Annotated in this window: 14 protein-coding genes and 3 pseudogenes; 4 read left to right on the top strand and 13 right to left on the bottom strand. The window is 41.3% G+C overall.

Annotation, left to right across the window (positions count from 1 at the left end):
• Positions 1-217 precede the first annotated feature (217 nt).
• Together VOA_RS11745 and VOA_RS11740 are read left to right on the top strand one after the other, a co-directional pair.
• Complete coding sequence (locus VOA_RS11745; RefSeq protein ID WP_000301880.1) at positions 218-2,158, top strand: alkyl sulfatase dimerization domain-containing protein; 1,941 nt, start codon at positions 218-220, stop codon at positions 2,156-2,158.
• A 13-nt stretch (positions 2,159-2,171) separates the two neighbouring features.
• The gene (locus tag VOA_RS11740; protein WP_000251101.1) at positions 2,172-2,636 is read left to right on the top strand and encodes a hypothetical protein; all 465 of its coding nucleotides are present in this window, start codon (positions 2,172-2,174) and stop codon (positions 2,634-2,636) included.
• A gap of 474 nt (positions 2,637-3,110) precedes the next feature.
• Here VOA_RS11740 and VOA_RS0117535 read toward each other — a convergent pair whose 3' ends face one another.
• The 4 genes from VOA_RS0117535 to VOA_RS0117540 form a co-directional block, all read right to left on the bottom strand.
• Positions 3,111-6,116: a hypothetical protein gene (locus tag VOA_RS0117535; RefSeq protein WP_232202778.1), complete on the bottom strand. Its 3,006-nt coding sequence runs from the start codon at positions 6,114-6,116 to the stop codon at positions 3,111-3,113.
• Positions 6,040-6,930, bottom strand: coding sequence for an SIR2 family NAD-dependent protein deacylase (locus VOA_RS20095; RefSeq protein ID WP_232202779.1), 891 nt, complete (start codon positions 6,928-6,930; stop codon positions 6,040-6,042). The genes VOA_RS0117535 and VOA_RS20095 overlap by 77 nt, the downstream gene beginning before the upstream one ends.
• A gap of 289 nt (positions 6,931-7,219) precedes the next feature.
• Positions 7,220-8,476: a Y-family DNA polymerase gene (locus tag VOA_RS11735; RefSeq protein WP_000457824.1), complete on the bottom strand. Its 1,257-nt coding sequence runs from the start codon at positions 8,474-8,476 to the stop codon at positions 7,220-7,222.
• Positions 8,476-8,883 (bottom strand): LexA family protein, encoded by a 408-nt coding sequence (locus tag VOA_RS0117540; protein WP_000864707.1) that lies wholly within the window; start codon positions 8,881-8,883, stop codon positions 8,476-8,478. Before VOA_RS0117540 ends, VOA_RS11735 begins: the two co-directional genes overlap by 1 nt.
• A 367-nt stretch (positions 8,884-9,250) precedes the next feature.
• Between VOA_RS0117540 and VOA_RS20100 the strand changes: the two are divergent.
• Both VOA_RS20100 and VOA_RS19055 read left to right on the top strand, forming a co-directional pair.
• Positions 9,251-9,381 (top strand): annotated as a pseudogene (locus tag VOA_RS20100) (regulator); the annotation flags it as partial.
• 1 nt (position 9,382) lies between these two features.
• Positions 9,383-9,829: pseudogene (locus VOA_RS19055) on the top strand (IS4 family transposase); the annotation flags it as partial.
• 46 nt (positions 9,830-9,875) lie between these two features.
• On the opposite strand, the gene VOA_RS0117550 reads toward VOA_RS19055, so the two are convergent.
• The 9 genes and pseudogenes from VOA_RS0117550 to VOA_RS0117570 all read right to left on the bottom strand — a co-directional run bounded on the left by VOA_RS0117550 (position 9,876) and on the right by VOA_RS0117570 (position 18,882).
• Positions 9,876-10,385, bottom strand: coding sequence for an ATP-binding protein (locus tag VOA_RS0117550; protein WP_001037425.1), 510 nt, complete (start codon positions 10,383-10,385; stop codon positions 9,876-9,878).
• Positions 10,382-10,786, bottom strand: a complete 405-nt coding sequence (locus tag VOA_RS0117555; protein WP_001197714.1) for an ASCH domain-containing protein — start codon at positions 10,784-10,786, stop codon at positions 10,382-10,384. The genes VOA_RS0117550 and VOA_RS0117555 overlap by 4 nt, the downstream gene beginning before the upstream one ends.
• Entirely contained in the window at positions 10,764-11,828 is a 1,065-nt protein-coding gene (locus tag VOA_RS11730; protein WP_000429454.1) for a hypothetical protein, read from the bottom strand. The genes VOA_RS0117555 and VOA_RS11730 overlap by 23 nt, the downstream gene beginning before the upstream one ends.
• A gap of 318 nt (positions 11,829-12,146) precedes the next feature.
• The gene (locus VOA_RS11725) at positions 12,147-13,589 is read right to left on the bottom strand and encodes a DUF4041 domain-containing protein (RefSeq protein ID WP_000369786.1); all 1,443 of its coding nucleotides are present in this window, start codon (positions 13,587-13,589) and stop codon (positions 12,147-12,149) included.
• 3 nt (positions 13,590-13,592) lie between these two features.
• Positions 13,593-13,907 (bottom strand): hypothetical protein, encoded by a 315-nt coding sequence (locus VOA_RS0117560; protein WP_000113900.1) that lies wholly within the window; start codon positions 13,905-13,907, stop codon positions 13,593-13,595.
• Positions 13,908-14,299: 392 nt separating this feature from the next.
• Positions 14,300-14,683 (bottom strand): hypothetical protein, encoded by a 384-nt coding sequence (locus VOA_RS0117565; RefSeq protein ID WP_000038289.1) that lies wholly within the window; start codon positions 14,681-14,683, stop codon positions 14,300-14,302.
• A gap of 422 nt (positions 14,684-15,105) precedes the next feature.
• Positions 15,106-15,744 carry a type I-F CRISPR-associated endoribonuclease Cas6/Csy4 gene (gene cas6f, locus VOA_RS11720; RefSeq protein ID WP_000083149.1) on the bottom strand — a complete coding sequence of 213 codons (639 nt, stop codon included), beginning with the start codon at positions 15,742-15,744 and terminating at the stop codon, positions 15,106-15,108.
• Between the two features lie 11 nt (positions 15,745-15,755).
• Positions 15,756-16,787: a type I-F CRISPR-associated protein Csy3 gene (csy3, locus tag VOA_RS11715; RefSeq protein WP_000417845.1), complete on the bottom strand. Its 1,032-nt coding sequence runs from the start codon at positions 16,785-16,787 to the stop codon at positions 15,756-15,758.
• A 6-nt stretch (positions 16,788-16,793) separates the two neighbouring features.
• Positions 16,794-18,882, bottom strand: a pseudogene (locus VOA_RS0117570) (type I-F CRISPR-associated protein Csy2).
• Position 18,883: the final 1 nt, after the last annotated feature.

The raw sequence follows: 18,883 nt of genomic DNA on the forward strand, positions 1-18,883 counted from the left end.
GTAGCAATCCCAAATCCTGAAAACATGAACGATCAGAGTAAACATAACTTTTGAAATGAGAATGATTTTCCCTGCTACAGTTCAAAGTTTATAAATGTAACCAACTGCAATTTTTTTTAATTTATGAATATTTAAATAGCGTTTGTTACTGTCTCTTTGTCGAATCAGTTCGACCAAATTCATACAAGGAAAGAATATGAGACATCTCATTTTATGCATGGCAGTGGTCTTGACTTCGGGTACTGCACTCGCAGAGCCCATCCCATCTAAACCGGCGACGCAAGCGACTATCGAAGCTAACCAAGCTGTGTACAAAGCGTTGGATTTCAAAGATCAAACCGATTTTAAAAATGCCCAACGCGGTTTGATTGCAAAACAAGATGTTGTGACCATCAAAAACGCCAATGGCAACGTGGTGTGGGATCTGGAAGCGTATAAAAAGTTTATTACGCTAGATGCTAAAGCTCCCGATAGCGTGAACCCAAGTTTATGGCGTAATGCTCAGTTAAACGTGATTAATGGGTTGTTTGAAGTGACGGATGGTATCTATCAAGTTCGCGCTTATGACCTCTCAAATATTACCTTTGTTAAAGGTGACACAGGTTGGATTGTTTTTGATCCTTTAATCTCTCAAGAAACAGCAAAAGCAGCGCTCGATTTCGTTAATGCGCAATTGGGTGAACGCCCTGTCACTGCAGTGGTGTATTCTCATAGTCACATCGACCATTTCGGCGGTGTTCGTGGCATTGTGAATGAAGAAGATGTCAAAGCAGGAAAAGTTAAAATTATCGCTTCACACGGATTCACCGAGCACGCTGTATCCGAAAACGTGATTGCAGGTAACGCCATGGGACGCCGAGCAATCTATATGTACGGTGCCTTACTGCCACGTGATGAACGTGGTGGTGTCAATGGCGGTCTGGGTCAGACGACTTCTACAGGATTACCGACTCTGATCGTACCAACCTATATTGTTGAAAAAACAGGGGAAGAACTCACTGTTGATGGCGTCCGCATGGTATTCCAATACACACCAGGTACTGAGGCTCCGACAGAATTCAACACTTGGTTCCCTGATAAAAAAGCACTCTGGATGGCGGAAAACTCCACCAACACCATGCATAACATCTTAACATTGCGTGGAGCTCAAGTGCGTGATGCGCTGAAATGGTCTTCCTACCTCAATGAAACCATCGAGATGTGGGGTGATGATGTTCAAGTGAAATTCCAAAGCCATCACTGGCCACTTTGGGGTCAAAAAGAGATCGTGAAGTATTTCAAACAGCAACGCGACATGTACAAGTACACCCATGATCAAACCGTGCGTTTAATGAACCAAGGTTATATCGGCTCTGAAATTTCTGAGATCATTCAATTCCCGAAAGAATTAGAGAAAAACTGGAGCACTCGTGGCTACTACGGCACCTTGCGCCACAATAGCCGTGCGGTCTACCAACGTTACATGGGTTGGTATTCAGGCAATCCTTCAGACCTCAACAACTTACCACCAACCAATGCCGCGATTAAGTATGTGGAATACATGGGAGGAGAAAGTGCGGTCATAGATAAAGCACAGGCAGATTTTGACAAAGGTAACTATCGCTGGGTCGCAGAAGCATTGAAACATGTTGTGTTTGCTAACCCGCAAAGTAAACGAGGCAAAGCGCTGTTAGCCGATACTTATGAGCAGCTCGGTTACCAAGCAGAGTCTGGCCCTTGGCGTTCTGTCTACTTACAAGGTGCCTATGAGCTCAGAAATGGTACGCCACAAAGTGGCGGAACCAACACCGCCTCTCCTGACATTATCAAAAATATGCCACCTGAAATGCTGTTTGATTACCTCTCAGTGCGTATTTTGCCAGAAAAAGCGGCCGGCAAAACCTTCGCGATCAATATCAACTTTACGGATCTGGATGAACAATACACTTTGTACTTAGAGAACTCGGTACTCAACCATACTCGTAAACAAGCGAAGAAAGCGGACGTTACCCTTACGCTTACAAAAGCAACGCTAGATGATGTGCAATTAGGTAATGTCACCTTAGAAAAAGCGATTGCGGATGGTGATATTGAACTTAAAGGTAATCCACAAGTGTTCAAAGACTTCGTGGAAATGCTGGATAAATTCAATTTCTGGTTCAATATCGTTACCCCTTAACAAGGAGATCAAGATGGTGCGCTGTAGGCACTTCTTAGGGGTCATTCTTGTTCTATGGTATGCAGCAAGCCAACCCGTGTTGGCTTGCTCTTACGATGGGCAATTTAATAACCCATTTGCAGAGAGTTACCCTGGTTCACTGGATGTAGCTTTAGCCACTCGCGAAGCAATCATCTCGAAAAAAATCAATCGACCAAAAAAGTTATCCGGTGTGCAAGGATTAGCTCGTGCCCAATGGTGGTTAAACTTACTCCATCGGAAATGGCCTGCCGAACTCGATGAGGTAAGCTATATCTACTTAGTCGATAGTCAACTTTGGTCACAACGTCAATCCGGTCAGCTCAAAATACATGTCCCAGCACCCGATGATACTCAAAGTGTACTACTGCTCAGTGAAGCGGCCTTAGCGGCTTTGATCGGTAATGAGATTAACTTTGAGCAAGCTAATGCAATGAAAATTATCATTGCGATGGAGTGACATTCTCGTCTAACCAAATCAGTGATGGTGACACAGAAGAACAGGCACATCAGTGTGTATTATGACCAGTTTGGGGCAGTTTCACCTTAGCCCAAATTGATTTATCTAGATCGACATATGAAAAAAGTCGAGCGACATGCGGTAAGTTTTGGACTTTTAGGAAAGACAGATGTGATGCTTGCAGCATAAGTCTGCATAGACAGAGCTAGCTTTCAAGTAGTTACGAAGAAATTTGCAGAATAAGTTCGCATAAGATTGCATCAAAAGTCAGCATATTTGAGTAGGTATCGGAATATTACGTTGTAAAGTTACTACATAATAACCAATGCTCGTAGATAATCGTGTGCATTGGAAAAACAATGAGCATACGTTTAACAAAGTTTTAGACAAAAAAGCGTTAGATATCTCACTCTAACGCGCCTTACTCCGATAAGAAAAAGTAACTTAAAATCTCGAATATTTGTTAAAATCGACTCACCTTGCATCCCATTTTCTTTTGAGTTCGATAAAGCGTTCATCATCACCTAACTCGGTATTGGCTTCTATCATTTGGTCTAAATAGTCCCCCATGTTGTAAGGCCATTTGTGAACATCATCAGGTAATATGATGTTCAGGAGTAACAAAAGATCATTAGGATATTGTTTAAGTACGTTGTCGTCATTCAGGTAGATATGGTTAGCGCATTCTAATTTCGTTAAGAACGGAGTGATTAGGTTTACAATTTCAGGGAAGTGATCTTCCGACCAAAATACGATATCACAAAGGCGTTCTGATACAGCGGGTGATTTAACAGCAAGCTGTTTAGGCCAAACATTTGAGATAAGTTCTCTGAATGGTAGTAACCAATGCTCTTTGTCTTCACTATCTCCATGCCTAGCTTGCCATAATATTCCACACCTAAAGTCATCACTTGCTTTAATTAATACTTCTTTTAATTCAAGATCAGATACCCACCTTTTATCCTCATCTTTAATTTTCCAAGCTGAGAAAATTAATCCCACAATAGCATCCTGATGACCTCGGCTTTCAACTTCTCCTGAATATGCCAACTCCAGAATACTTGGCTTCAAAATGGTGAATAGTTCTTTCCCACAAACTCCTCCCCATAAAACACCAGCCCAAAATGCCTGACGATCTTCTCTGGAAGAAGAGTTTAAGACAGAAAGCAAGTTCCGTTGAGTCCAGTCAGGATCAACCCAAAAGCACCAACTTAAACTGCGGCTAAGTATAACCATTGCGTAACGATGTAAATCATTAGGTAAAGCTAATGATTGGTTGAGCAATAACAATAAATTTCCAGTGAAGCACTCTCCAGATTCAAAAGTACGGCTATGCTGTGATTGCAGTATTGCACTGGTTAAGTTTCCAGTTGGTGAGTTTATTGACTCCATGGCCCAATCAGGAGCTTTACTACCTCGTATTGTTGAAGATTCACCCTTAGCAGGTTGTATCGACATTACATCAACTAATTTAAACGCTAATTTATAGTATGTAGCATAATAATTATCAGCGAGTACGCTAGTAGACTTCTCAAACCAGCTTGATACTGAACGAAGTATTTTTACCAAGTCGTTACAGGTAAAACCAGACAAACGCTCTGCAATTAATGCCATAAATCGGGGTTTATCATTCTTACGGGCTTCAGAATAAAGGAAAGTATCCCAAGCCCAGTCAACAATGTTTCCCTTTTTTGCAGAACAAGTTAAAGCGTTGAAAGCTCGAATCGGTTTTTCTTGTGATAAACCAAGAAATGGGTCTTCATCAATCAAAAAATCAGCTTGTCTACCAGATAATTCACTTGCTCTTTCAAGGATTGAGGCTATTGGTTCATCTGCTAACAAAGAATAGTCTGTATTTTTGGTAACAATACCACTGCGAACTTGAAAGGAGCGCGCTGCATCTTTTGCATGCTCAGGCTTCCATTCCGGCGTATCATCTCTTAGCCGATCAACTAACTTATCCGTAGCTATTGTTAACTCACAACCATTTTGTTCAAGCCAAGTTACTCTATCCAGAATATTCCTCGCATTCCGTTCCTTAAATCTACTTTCATCTTCGTTTTTCCAAGGTTTAGGTCCTTGCAATATTCTATTTTCTATTGCGGAACGGCTACATTTGTCGAGTTCTTTCCATCTGGCTACGAAAGCTAGAAGCAAGTCTCTAGCATTATAATTATCCCAAAATGCCTCGTCTGAAAGTTGATTTAAAGTAATAATAATACTTTCATTAGGCACAAGATTGGTTTTCCCTAACGCCCAAATCTTTAACCTTGCAAAGATAGTACTGTCAGCGCATGGCCACCTTGAAAGCTCCTTCCGAGCTGCATCAAGATCAATCAATACTAATTTCTCTAAGTAAGAAACAAACAGCAATACCCATGCAGATAGACCATAAGTTCGACTATACGAATCCTCTGTAGTCTTATCCGGTGTTAACGAACAACTCAGGCTCAGGCCGTATCCTCCTATTTCTTTTTCTAGTTCAACAGCAAGCTCTAGGTTACGTCTCAGGACTTCAACGATACGAATTATCCACTCATCAGGAATTTCTAGCCTTCTTGGTAGTTCTGGGTAATGGACATCTAAATGAATTAAGTCTTTTAAACTAATCTGCTCTCGGTTGATCTCATTCGGGGTGCGGTAAGGAGGTGTGACCTTGATGAATGGTTTCGTTATCTTTTCAAATTGCCGTAATTTTCTGGGACACCAGCCATTATTCTTTATTGCTCCTTCCAGAGTAAACCAATCGCGGTGTCCTCTTTTATCAGTTTGTTCAAAGCCATCAAAAACATAGTTCCATGCCTCATTGAGTGTACTTTCCATATTTTTAGAACGACGCTCACATTGTGACTTAAGTACAAACTGAACCCAAGGGTGAAGACATTGCTGCTTCGTAACCCACCAGATTACTTCAGGCTGTTCCGCCACTCTGCTCAACCAATATGTTAATGCGTTAAGCCTTTGAGGCAGGGTAGAAAACTGAGGGAAACTGGAATCATCCCCTCTAAATCTGATAGAACGTTGGTCTTGTGTTCCTTTAATATCTTGTGAATTAAACTCAAAAGCATCCCATGCACCAGTGGGAACTTCACGTTTGTTATAAAAGTCATTAGGGTCAACATGCTGTGGTGTATGATCCGAATCCAAAGAGTAAAAGTGAAATGGGTCTACCATATCAGCTAGGTTTTCTTTACCGGATAAATTCTTACGAGGAACTTCATATCTCAGCTCAGGATCAAACACATGAAGCCAAGTGGCAGGAGCTAGTATTTCACTATTAGCAAACTTTTTGGCTCCTTCGGTTGTAGAAACAATATGTGCAATCTGACCGCGTTCAAAGGGCTGTAACAGGTGAGGCCCCATTCCAGCTTTTGTGATTATTCCTCGATACCATGCATCTGGGTCAGAAGCCCGATCTGCCCAAGATTCCAAAGTGTTCCAAAGTGTTCCAAAGCGCGATATGCCCATTTGTATCGTCATACGCAATCGCTTTTACCCCTTTATGGTGCCACTTTGAGCTAGCGTAACCTTCATCACCAGATTGAAATGCGTATATATCGTTAAGATGGCTTGAGCTTTTATTGAGTGCTTCTAACAAATATTGAATTGGCGGATCGTCCGCAGAATAACCGACAAAAACTACGACATATTTTTCCAATATCCCTTTGACAAATGAGGTAGCCCAACCATTAGCCAAGTAAGCATCTCCAAATTCAGAACTTGAGAGGACAAAGCCGTTGCTTGCAGCACCTGTACCATCCTCGTTTACTTTGCCATGAAGATATACCGTACCATTAAATTCAATTGGATGATTAAGATCAGGTAGTCTTGGGGGGATAAAGGTATTTATATCTGGTTTGCAAAGATCAAATAAGCAATCAAAGTTAGTTGTTACCAAACGTACTATACCATCGTTCGTTGTAGCTAGTTTAAGCATCGTTTGGTGTGCACTTAGGTCAATTTCTCTCTCAGGCGTGAGAGCCTTAGCTACTGATTTATATATATCTCTCGTTAAGAACTCTCGCTCCAGCAAACCAAATATCCTATCAGCCGAAACTACTCCTTCCACGCCAGTACTAGCGGTTATTGCTTTAGCTGCATCTATAAGCTTCAAGGCAGGACTGCTGGTTTCTACACCAAGCTCAGATGTTACAGATGAAGCTAGCCCAAAAAAGTCGGCAAATCCCGCTTTTGCTCTTGAAACACCTGCACCACAAAAAAATACCACCCGACCTTGGTCTCTGGCTAATAAGAGTTCATCAGGTATTGAAGGTCCATTTTCGAGGAATCGCATCATGTTTCCTTTTGTGTTTAAAGTTCTAACTTTTAGGTGTTGTGACTTAAGTGACGATTAATCACATCAATAGAGGTGATAGCGCTCCTATTGGTAACAGCGGCACTAAGAACACCAATATGATTACAATATCATATTTAGCTTAGAAAACTCAGACGAAATGCCCTTTGCTCGGATAAGAAAAATTAAGTCAAATGGCTGTTTATAAACTCGAGGGGCAGAAGTAAGGTAGCGCATTGGGGAGCAAAACCAAACTAGCTCTGTATTAGGTAGAGCATAATTCACACTATCAGCATTTGATTTTTGGTAGGTCTTGCCAACGGGTGGTGTATTGAGGGGATAACATTTCACGCCGCATTGCCCATTTTTGAGTTATGCCTTGAGCAGCAAGGAAGATAGCATCACTCCCAAATCGATTGTTTAACGTGTCATACACATTCATAAGCTTAGGATTATTCGGGGTCAGGTTGAACAGATCGGGCTGCTCATGCTGACCGTCAACTAAGTCAATCAGCCCAACACCAATTTTATAAAATCTCACATCCTGTTGGAATAACTGCTCTGCCAGTCGAGAGGCGGCTTGAGTTATCAGAGTCACATCAGCAGTAGGATACGCAAAACGATGAACCGCTCGGCGTACCACAGGAAGCGAGTCAAATGGTGAACTGTTAGCGAAACAAAGCATCACTCGACACAGTGATTTTTGTTTTCGAGCCTTAAGGGAAGCAATATTCGCATGCTTGCACAACGCTTGCCGCAACGACTCAAGGTTAGTAATCCTCTGCCCTGCACTGCGGGTAGAAAATATTTGTTTCTTATCCGCTCTAGCGGTATCCCAACCCTTACATTTTTGTCCATTGAGTTCACGTACTGTACGCTCCACTTCTACGTTAAACTCTTTTCTAATCAGTGCAGGAGGATAATTGGCAAGCTTGAGCGCTGTATTAATTCCTATCATCTCTAATCGATGAGTTAGTTTCCTGCCTATGCCCCATACCTCTGAGACATGCAGTTGCCCTAAAACCGCCCTACGCTCTCGTTCGCTATCTAAGACACATACCCCATTATATCCCTCAATTTTTTTCGCAGCATGATTGGCCACTTTGGCGAGTGTCAATGTTTGCCCAAACCCGACACATACGGGTAAGCGACATTCACGCCAAACAGCGCGTCGTAATTTCATTCCGTGCTCTTTAAGAGAACGAATGGCTGGAAAGCTATGCTCAAATGAAAGGAAAGACTCATCGATACTGTATATGTGTTGTTCAGGTGCGAAGCGACCAATAACCTGCATCATTTTGGCAGATAAATCCGCGTACAGCTCATAGTTCGATGACAGAGCAATCACCCCCTTCTGTTCACAAAGTGCTTTAACTTGATAGTAAGGTTTGAACTTTTCTATGCCAGCTTCTTTAGCTTGTCGATTTGCTGCGACAATGCAACCGTCATTATTGGACAAAACGATCATCGGCTTTCCACGCCAATCGGGGCGGAAAACTTGCTCAGCGCTACAGTAGAAAGAATTAGCATCAACCAAAGCAAACATTATCTTGTTCTCAACAATGGACTCACTCGGTGGCAGCGAATTGAGCGAGTTACAATCCCTTCGAGGGAAAATTGATCAAATTCGTGGATAGGAACGGGCTGGTATCGCTCATTAGCAGAGAGGAGTAATCGACGATTGAGGTCAATTTGTTTACAAATAAATTCCCCATTGAGGTTTGCCACTATGATGTCGAAATCTTGTATATCTAATGAGCGATCTACAATAAGTAAATCTTTGTCGAAGATACCCACATCTTGCATAGAATCTCCACATGCATATCCCAGAAACGTGGCACAAGGATGCTCAATAAGAAGCCGGTCTAGATCTAAAGCGAGCTGAGTATACTCTTCAGCAGGACTCTCAAAGCCTGTGATACCTGCATGAGCAAAGATAGGGATAACTTTCACACAAAACACACACTGTATATAGATACAGTATATTGTATTTCAGATTAGGTATTTTGCAACAGCGCAACGGAGATAAGATTACTGTAATTGTTTTCCTATTGATTGGCCATTTGACACAATATGAGTTGTCCCAACTGGATGATGAACGCACATTCTTGGACAAACCTGAGCGAGCCACACCTAGCTAGCTCGAAGATGGACAAAAATTAGTTTCAGGAGTTCTAATATTAGCTATTCATGAATAACTTTTTATAAGGCAAATTTGCCAATTAATACGCCTTCGCACAGTGCGCACTTTATCTGCTTATACTTAATGCAGCTGCATATTAATTATATATAGAATGTCCCGCTTTTGAGGGGCAATTTAATGAAGTATCACGAAATGACAAAAAACTATATTTTTCGTGAGGTTGAATGTGGTTATCCGTCGAACAAGCTGCTGAACTTTGTTTAAAAACTGTGAGAACAGTTAAAGAATGGGATAAGGGAAAAACTATTACCTATCACATGCTCAGAAGAGGCGCTGGAGGTTGTCAGCTATTACGAGCATCGTTGGTTGATTGAAAGGTATGGAAAGCAGCGGCACCGCTAGAATGCAGAGACTGGAGAATCTGGAGCGCATGAGTGTGATACTGGCTTTTATCGCCTACTCCAACTTCGCTTTATGAAGGAATATAAAGCGGAAGTGGAATAACAATGTTGTGAAACATTGTTGGGTCAGAAAACCTGGAAGTTACTTTGGCTGAAAAAGGAGGGAGGTCCGTTACCGCAACAGGCGCCAGATATGCAGTGGGCGTACGAGCGTCTAGCCAGATTAGGGGGTTGGAAAAATACCAAGCGGACAGGCCGGGCTTCAGTAGAGGTATTGTGGGAAAGAAGCTTTAAATTACAAACCATCCTTGAGGGTTACGAATTGGCCATGTCTCTCAATCTCGAAGACTTGTGATCAAGAGACAGCCGAAAGGAGTCTTTATAAAACTGAACTAATCAGTCTATTTTATCTGTTTGAGCAAGTTTGACACATCTGTACCAGAGACATAATCAATTACAGGTATACTTCGAGAGTTACCAAAAGCATGTGCATTAGATGTTTCTTGTTTCTGTAAGCTCTCAATCAATGAGATACCTATAGAATCACCATCACGAGAGACAAGTCGTCTATGTATTTCGTCCGGCTCAGCAATAACATTAATGATCAAAGCTGGAGCTATTTGCTCAAAAACAGAAAAATCTAGTTCAATGATTTGTGAATCTTTACCGATGAGACAGAAATGGCCGTCAAGAAAAATCGAGCTATTGCGTAATGTTGATAAGCCATTGAGCAAAGCGATTTGATTTGCTTCCGCTTTATCAACAACCTTAGAAGTTTCAACATACTCAGAGTTTGCCTTAATGATCTCACTACAAGAATACGATGGAATATCAACATGCTCATTTAGCTTTTTACATAGTGTGGATTTTCCCACACCATGCACCCCAGAAACAAAAATCAATTTATTCATTCAAACGCTAACTCGGGTAGTAACTCGCACGATAAATATTTGAAAGATTGCGGTGCTGAAACCTTCTCTTTCATGTCGGCTAGTTTGAAAGGGGTGAGATACTTTCTCACATTACCAATTTTTATTGCATGAGCCTCTGCTCGACCATCAAAGTACTCGTCAAAGAACTCTTTGTTGATTCCCGATTTGGTTTTTGTCTGCTTCCAAATCTTTTGTGGAGTGTCCGTTAGTATCTTGTCGATAGAAAACTCACCAACTACTTTACCCTCAGGTAGTGTAGAGTAGATGATCACTTTCTCTACATCGCTACGTCTAAAGATTGCTTTGCGATATTCAAATTTCTTTTCCCCGGCAAAAATTCTTTCGACGAATTCGGGCTTAATTGATAATAAAACTTGCATCTAACTCACCTAAATCAAGCATATGATGAAACTGCTGATCTGTTAATCTCATTACGCCCCAATAAGAGCCAGGTCCATCGCTAAGTCCAACTTCATCAATAAGTCGGCCACGAATTACGCGTTTAGTCATAGCAGTATTATACGTGAATCGAATGATATGAGGATAGCGTTTTGTCCTATAGAAGCGGGTCAGCTCTTCAGTACTAAACACTGAATATGAGCCAGCATATTGAAGAAAAGATTCTAACGTATTGAATTCACCTATGTTTTTGTATTCTTCGACAACACAGACTGAAGTTATAACCGATCGGTATCTCGCAGGTCCCTGACGATCCGTAGTACGGTATGTAACGATAATATCACCGGGTTTGAAATTCGAGGTTCCTTCCATCGCACACAAGTAAATTTTATGGATGCTGTTAGTGTGAGAAACATCTTGAATCAAGTCGTGGGACTCATTGTTAAGAATCGAGTCAGGTAGCATACGTGTATGATAATCGGGATAAATCGACATCAGGTATTTACTGTTACCTCTAGTTTCAAATTTTGGATAATCATGCAAAATGTCGCCAGTTACAGACGACATTTTGCGAAACAGTACATTTTCATTACCATTCGCTGTTTCTTTAGTCGCAATGATGTTGAAGCCATATCTTTGCATTAAAATGATTAAGTATTCGTGCTTGTCGAAAATCGTTACATAAATATCATCAGCCTTGTACTCAATAGCATGGTCAAAGACTTTCTTAATAAAGCGCTCACCACGGCGAGTTCCTGCTGAATCAAACTTAAAGGTACCGATCTTTAGATGAGTAGCATTTGGTAAAGGTGGATTTGTATCCGTAATTTCTCCGACTTCAATTTTGAGATACATAAACCCTTCGATTACACCATGTCGGTTATAAAGAACGTAAGCACTTTCGTCTTCGCGTGCCTTTTTAGCAAACCAATCCGGAAACTCAACGTAATCAGCTTTAAGTGTTGAGAAGAAGGGATCATTAAGGTTGATTTGTGAGAATTTCTGATAGGAAAGGTTTTCCATTGTTAATACCTTGACTCTTAATTTGGATACGCTTGTAACCATATGAATAGACGCAACTTATCGCATGATAATCTATATTAGAGGTGCAACTATTTCCATATTTTTTGTATGAATATAGGACCATACGTCACAAACGTTGAACTTAGGTGGAATTTACCCCCGTAATACAACATGGGGATTCACAACGAACAGTACTAGAAGAATGGATAAGTTTTAGTAGGGGAAAACTCTTGAACAGGATGGGAATGAGTAAAAGGTCTAAGCAACTTTGGGGCAGAATTGAGCTAGCTACAGCAGCTAGCTCAGTACATTTCCACATTATGCTGCTTCACTTAATCTCAAGCTTTCATAGTAATCCTCAGCTAAAGCAGTCATTTTAAATTCGGCTTCTATTCCAGCTATCTTTTCTACGGCTTCTTGGATAGATGCAAGGTCGACATTAAAGAACTCTTTGCGAAGGTTTACAGCGTTTACACGTTTAGAATTGAATTCGCGGTGTAATGCTGTTTCAAGAGCTGGAGCATCATCGGTGTAAATCATGGCATGTACGTCAAATGGGAATGGTACACTTGCATCGCCTAGTTCTTTAACCCTGTCCATTGGCTCTAAACGGCGAGTAAGACCGATCTTGTAAACATCCTCACCAAACGAACCAATATTACTGATGACGTAAACATGCCCCTTACGGGTTTGTTCCGCCATACTCTTAGCTCGTTCTTCTTTGGCTTCTGCTTCGGCGAGCTGCTGCTCTAACATTGCTATCCGTTTCTCCATTTCAGAGCGCTCCTGCTCAGTAGCGTTAGCAAGTTCTCGCTGTGCTTTATCAAGAAGATTTCGGTACATTTTTTCTTCTTTTTCGGCATCGGCTATCGCTTTCTCAAACTCTTTAATAGCTCGTTGTTCTTCACGGATCTGTTCTTTGATAAGCTGCTGCTCAGCGACCTCTTCTTGCTTTTTAAGTGTGTATTGGTATTGAAGCTTACACTCTTCGAACTTAAGTTCGATGTAATCTATATTAAATCCGCACTCTAATGTCGCAGCTGACTTTTCTAGTGTGTTGGCAAGTTTTTCTATACGCTCTAGAGTACGCCCAAACGAACTCGGCGACACCTTACCGATAAGAAGATCACATTCAATATTAAAAGCAGTAAGCATGAGTTTAACTTGACCATTTAGAACTGAATTATTGAATGACTTGTCGTTAGATATCACCGTTGACTCTGGGAAAGTGATCGCTGTTTTATCTTTTATCATGTCTTTTTGCTGCTGCCTAATATCCTTGATCTCTTCCGCAAATCGAGTAGATGTTTCGTAAAGGTACTTTGGCATTTCAAAATGACCATGAGCAGTGTATTCATCAAGCCTTGAATATAAGTCGAGATCACCCATTAACTCTTCTAGCTCAAGCTCACCTTTTTCAATACTTGAGTTAAGTTCATCTAGTGTTGATTTAGTCGATTCTAAGGTCGCTTGCTGCTCTTGAATGCTCTTTTTTAGTACATTATCTTGTCCTTTCAAAGCTTGAAGTTCGGCAGTTTCCTCATTGATTTTATCTAGCTCTAGCTTTGCGGTTTCAGTGGCAGCGATTATTGATTCTCGGCTCATACACACTGAATCATATTCCTCTTTTGTTTTTGCTAGTGCTTCATCTAGCGACTTGTATTGCTCGATTTTCTTATCTGCTGAGCGTTTTGTTAGAATATAAGTTAATACGACAGCTATTAATGATAAGCCTGCCAACATCAGTAAATTATTATCCATTGATTACTTTAGAACCTCTTGTATGAATTGTTTCCTAAGAGCTGCTCGCTCTTCACATCGCTCTTGGTATTCTTCTGCGGCGTTAGCTACTGCATCTTTAAAAGCTTGTTTTGCTGCTGACTTATTTAGTCTTTCTTGCCTTTGTAATTCGCGCTGAGCTTCTCGCACTTCTCTTTCGTGCTCTCTCATTGCCTGAGCATGTGCTCGCTCATTAGCTTTTTGCCTACGCTGGGATTCACGAGCAGCTTGTTTGTTAGCTCTATCTATTGCTTTAACAATCTTTATAGCCGTTCGTAAACCACTACCTCGTCTAGCCAATGGTTTCTCCTTTGAAGTGGTGTAATGCTGACTTTTTGGATGCTAGCACAATCGAATATGTGCAACTGGTGCTCATGTCAAACAGATGGCATATTTTTAGGATTTGAGTGGGAATAAAGTGGATTACTTTTGGTATTGCAAAGGCCCATGATAAGGGTGTGAATGAGTAAAAGGTCTAAGCAACTTTTTATTTAGACTAATTTGTGCAACAGGCTGTAGAACAATTGGAGCCTGTGGGAATTGTTGCAAATATAAAACTTGCAACGACTGAAGTTTTCTTCAAAGACATAGCAATCGATGTTAGAAAAGGATGTATCCGAGCGTTAACCCAGCAACCATTATGATGATACCGGTTAATGTCATATTGTTGTCAACCCATTCATCAAGCTTACTCATTCGAAGATCCTCTTTAAATCAAAACCATGTTCAATACCATCAGTGACTTCACGTAAACGTGTCTTATTTGGTGAACTCAAACTAGCAATAACCCGACCAATTTCATTGCCCAAGTCATAAAGTTCAATATCACCATCAGGAAGGCTATCAAGTGCTAACTTGAGGTTTGAAAGAAAAATATATGGGTTCACCAAATCGGAACTAGGATCATCGAAAACCTCATTTCGGTTAGCTATGAAATCATCTGTAAGCCGTTCAACCTCGTCGGCGAAAGACATCCAATCAGGCTTTATTTCTGTCTTTGCGAGCAAATCACTGTGGGTATTATAAGGAGTCATCCCTTCTAACAACTCTTTTTCGGACAACTTTTTCTTGCTCATAGCATACAACCTGACAGAAGATTTAGATTAGTTGCAGTATAGCAAAATCAGCTAGACTGTCGTTAGAACGAATGCGTGGAAACAAACTTAGGGGCAAAAGTGCGTTGCTGTTCTTAAATGGCCACAACCAATCCGCCGTCACAACACAAGCTGTAAAACAAAAAACCACCAAGAGAAAACTTGATGGTTTTGAATATTAACTGCTTGTTCAGCAGGTAGGTTGCTTGCTTCCTGACCTATTCTTAGCTGCCTATTCGGCAGAACACTTGAAACCGAGGATTACATCCTCACGATTGTTTTTCTTGGCTGCCTATTCGGCAGAACACTATAAAATATAATCACTAAGCATCTGATCATTCTTGCTTAAAGTCACAACTTGGTAAAAACACCATTTTTATTTTCACAACTGTAACTCTTTGTTTCTAATGAACTAAAAAAGAGTCTTCGTCAAAAGGGTTAAAACGTAAGTCAGGTACCGTCGCTCTTTTTTCTTGATTGGTTGCAAAACCATAGCTATTAAAGCCAGATTCAGCACGCTCATCTGCGAATTCCTTTTGAATAAACAGAATATAATCCTGCCGTGAAGAGCTGCTAGAAATAGGGATCTGATGAAAACTATCGATGACACGGTCTTCATTCGTTACTGGTAATGATTGTTGAATACCAAATAACTCGGCCCTAGCCATACTGCGTTTGATTCGACGCTTTTTGGAACCCAAAAAGTTTTTCCCAATCGTCTGATTACGAACAAACCTTACTTCTTCGGAAGTATCTGGCACCTCATAAACACTGGAGATCTCAAACAAACCTTCATTAACCATCAATGAAAAATAGGGCTGAAAAGAGAGGCCCATCATCATCTCTTTGTCCTCGGAAACAAAGGCAATGGTTTGACCAACTGAAGATTCATTCCAATCAGGAAAACTCACACCTACTCTATTCATTGCTTGGTGGTGATTAACCATAAACAAGTGCATTTGTGAGATACAACGCCCTGCTAGCAAGCCATAGTCGGCATTAGCATTCGTGTAACGTATCAAGAAGTAGTACCGTTGAGACATGATAGAACCTCTTAATTGACCTTGGCGCAATTAAACAATCCGCCCTTGATCAAAACAGACATAATAAAGTGCACGTCATTCGGAATGGATTCAGAAGCAGTCATACTTTCAATCCAGTTCTCTGTATTTCTGAGTAATTGATAGAAGTCATTTCCATATGCTACATGTCTTCTTGCTATAACGTATTCTCGATCTGCACCATATTCGTTCACTCTTAAAGGCTTATCAGCCTCTTCATGCCACCAATCGTCAATCGATTGCAACGCTGCACCAACTTTTTGTCCGTGAAACGCGACGGTTTCTTTTCCGCTCAAAAGCTCTACTGTGGCTAGCTGCTTAGTAGGGATTCCATCTTCTCGACTATCCAAAAACTCTTGGCTTGGGTAAACCTCATCTCCCCAGCCAACCCGCAGTTTTGCTTTGATGTCCATGTAGAAGTATTCGGTCGGGTCAGACAATGCTCGCTCCAGATAGGCTGTAAGCCTTTCTAAGCATTCTGTTGAATCACCATCCCAATGACCATACCAAGAGAGTTTTTGAGCATGTTCGACAACAAAGGTATCCAATTCACTGGTCGTCACTTCAATAGTGATATTTCTGCACTCACGATTTCGCCATAACCAAGTACCAAGCAAGATGTTCTTCGCATAACGATTAGCTAACTCTTTGTATCCGTTGAGCTCTTTATAAATCTTAGCAAACATAGACAGTTTACTGCGCACTTCATCATCACTACAGATATCTGGGGTTAACGAATTGGCCCGAATTCGAAGTGAAAATGCGCAATAGATTTCATCAACGCCGGGCTTTACATAGCACTCTTCGATGAACTGAGGGTTTGAATATGCCAAGTCTTGGGGGGCAACATTCTTGTCGACGAACTTGTTCCCCTTATATGCTTCTGAATAACTCCCTTTTGGTGCGCGCAATCGGGTTCTATCTACATTAAGGGGACACATATCACCACTTTCGGATAGATAGTAGAAATAAGCTTTGCCAGCAGAAAGTGATCGGACATAGTTCAATTGAGTGCAAAGTTCCATAAACGATTAATCCCTATAGTTTTTTATAAGAATAGTTTCGCTACTGCATTCTATCGACCAAAAGGCGCGGTTTAAAAAGTGATCTCGTCCACTAAAACGGACCTCTATCGGGTTTATTCGCTTAGCTAGCCCTATCGCATTCTCCGCATAAGCATGACAACCTGTGATTGCGTTACCCCTCTTAGTTGGATGCTCTAATAAATGGTAGCCAAGAGAAACAAGCAAGTTATCATCGTCTTGAGTGAGCAACCGCTCTAACTCATCAAAATTAGTAGGTTGCTTTTCACTTGGGTATAACCATCGCCCGTATGCAGGTAATCCTTTTAAAACATGGAAAAGTTCACTCCTGCCTGTAAATGTTCTAAGCCACTCAATCTGCATCGATAGCTGTGGTTGGTATAATGCCCCTCCGGCGAAAGCAACGGGAAGGGCCGTTTTAAGCGCTGATCTAAAGTCTGAAATTCGGCTTTCACTATGAACTCTGATAACTAAGTCTATTTCTAGGTCCGCCAATCGTTCACTACGAACGGTCGGTCGTTTCGCATTAGAAACCGTTCGCGCTTTGGCCACTGAATTAGGTTCTGTCAACTTCGCTGTTGATTGAATATTCTCGTTTCGAACATAAAAAGCGAAACTCGAAAACTCAACTGGGGAATCATTGTTAACCAATTGATTAAATTGCCTTTGATAATCGTGCATGAATCCCCAAATGGCCGTCAAAGACGGCACACCACACAAACAAGGGTTACTCATCGCTACCGCATCTTGCACTCTCATTGACGACAGGTAGATATATTGCTCCCCCGTCACCGTATCTTGATTGTTAATTGGCTTACTTAGTTGCTCAAGCACCCATGTCACTTGTGCTTTAGCTACCTGCATCAGTTTGGGATGATAAGCAAACTTGGCTGAATACATATTATTTTGAAACGTGAGATGTAAGCGTCGGTTAAACTCACTAGCCAAAGAGCCAAGCTCCCATTCTGGTAACGACAAAAAGGCTTGAGCTAAGGTGTCGTCATGCTCTAGTTGTTGCTGATTGGGTTCAGATTCGGCGATATCTCTTAACTCAATGAGTGGCAGCATCCATAAGGCTATTTGCTTTCGTAAAATCTTACCCCTAACCTGACGAGCTCTTTCTCTTTGCCGCTGTGTTTTGGATGGCTCAGACCCAATTAGGCGATTTAGTACCTGACAAATTTTGGCGTTAGTTACCTGATAGTCATCAAAGTAATGACCACTCTTTTGACGGTTTTCCGTTAACGTCCCCCCCCTTGGCCTGCTTAACACCTAGCGGGTAATTTAGGACTCTCATATACCCACCCAAACTGCCACACAGGTTCCCAATACTGGCAGAATTAGGCAGTGACGAAGAGACAAAACTGAGTTTATTTTCTGGACTTCGTGCTCTTATTTCTAATTCGCACTGAAGAGCATGACTCACAACGGGGGTGATCGAAACATAATCATCACCCCATGGAAACCGTAATTGCTTACTGTAAGTACTAACACTGTCGGGAAAACTATTCTCAGGAAGCTGTTCTTCAATTGCACGTTGTAAGCGAGCAAGTGACTTCACATCCAAGCCAAATTCTGTAAGCAGATCAAGCCAAACTGGATTTTTCTGCTGAATAAGCGAAAGGATACACACTGGCTGTGATTGCCATTTAAAAGGATTCAGTAACCACAATGTGTGACGATAGACAGCAGAGTTATGAGCCCATCCCAATCGCTGATCCAATACTGCACTTGAAATAAACTCCTCGGCTGTAGAAAGAGGTCGCGCAATTATCCGCTGATCCTTAACACGGCAATCTGGAAACTTTAGGTTATGTGTGTGGAACCACTGGATTTCAGCAAGAGAGGCATCTAAGTTTTCGCGGTCTTTTAAATACCTTTGAGCCCGAGCTACATCCAACCAATCTGAGCACCTATCAGCTTGATGACTAGAACTGAGATTGAGCAAAATCGTCAACGTTTCTTGTTCATACCCATCAACACAAACCTCTTCTGTATAGGGCATGAACATCTTTTTTAGAGCAGTTTGTTTTATTGCCTCGTCTTCAATTGCTAGTAGATCACTTAATTTCGTCATA

Origin of the sequence: Vibrio sp. RC586 (assembly GCF_000176715.1) — a bacterium.
Lineage (GTDB): Bacteria > Pseudomonadota > Gammaproteobacteria > Enterobacterales > Vibrionaceae > Vibrio.

Excerpts from the sequence above, each read along its gene's own strand:
- VOA_RS20095 (WP_232202779.1), bottom strand. The coding sequence starts at position 6,930 with ATGCGATTCCTCGAAAATGGACCTTCAATACCTGATGAACTCTTATTA.
- VOA_RS0117565 (WP_000038289.1), bottom strand. The coding sequence starts at position 14,683 with ATGAGCAAGAAAAAGTTGTCCGAAAAAGAGTTGTTAGAAGGGATGACT.
- VOA_RS0117555 (WP_001197714.1), bottom strand. The coding sequence starts at position 10,786 with ATGCAAGTTTTATTATCAATTAAGCCCGAATTCGTCGAAAGAATTTTT.
- VOA_RS11730 (WP_000429454.1), bottom strand. The coding sequence starts at position 11,828 with ATGGAAAACCTTTCCTATCAGAAATTCTCACAAATCAACCTTAATGAT.
- VOA_RS11735 (WP_000457824.1), bottom strand. The coding sequence starts at position 8,476 with ATGTTTGCTTTGGTTGATGCTAATTCTTTCTACTGTAGCGCTGAGCAA.
- VOA_RS11725 (WP_000369786.1), bottom strand. The coding sequence starts at position 13,589 with ATGGATAATAATTTACTGATGTTGGCAGGCTTATCATTAATAGCTGTC.
- csy3 (WP_000417845.1), bottom strand. The coding sequence starts at position 16,787 with ATGGAACTTTGCACTCAATTGAACTATGTCCGATCACTTTCTGCTGGC.
- VOA_RS11745 (WP_000301880.1), top strand. The coding sequence starts at position 218 with ATGGCAGTGGTCTTGACTTCGGGTACTGCACTCGCAGAGCCCATCCCA.
- cas6f (WP_000083149.1), bottom strand. The coding sequence starts at position 15,744 with ATGTCTCAACGGTACTACTTCTTGATACGTTACACGAATGCTAATGCC.
- VOA_RS0117535 (WP_232202778.1), bottom strand. The coding sequence starts at position 6,116 with ATGACGATACAAATGGGCATATCGCGCTTTGGAACACTTTGGAACACT.
- VOA_RS11740 (WP_000251101.1), top strand. The coding sequence starts at position 2,172 with ATGGTGCGCTGTAGGCACTTCTTAGGGGTCATTCTTGTTCTATGGTAT.
- VOA_RS0117550 (WP_001037425.1), bottom strand. The coding sequence starts at position 10,385 with ATGAATAAATTGATTTTTGTTTCTGGGGTGCATGGTGTGGGAAAATCC.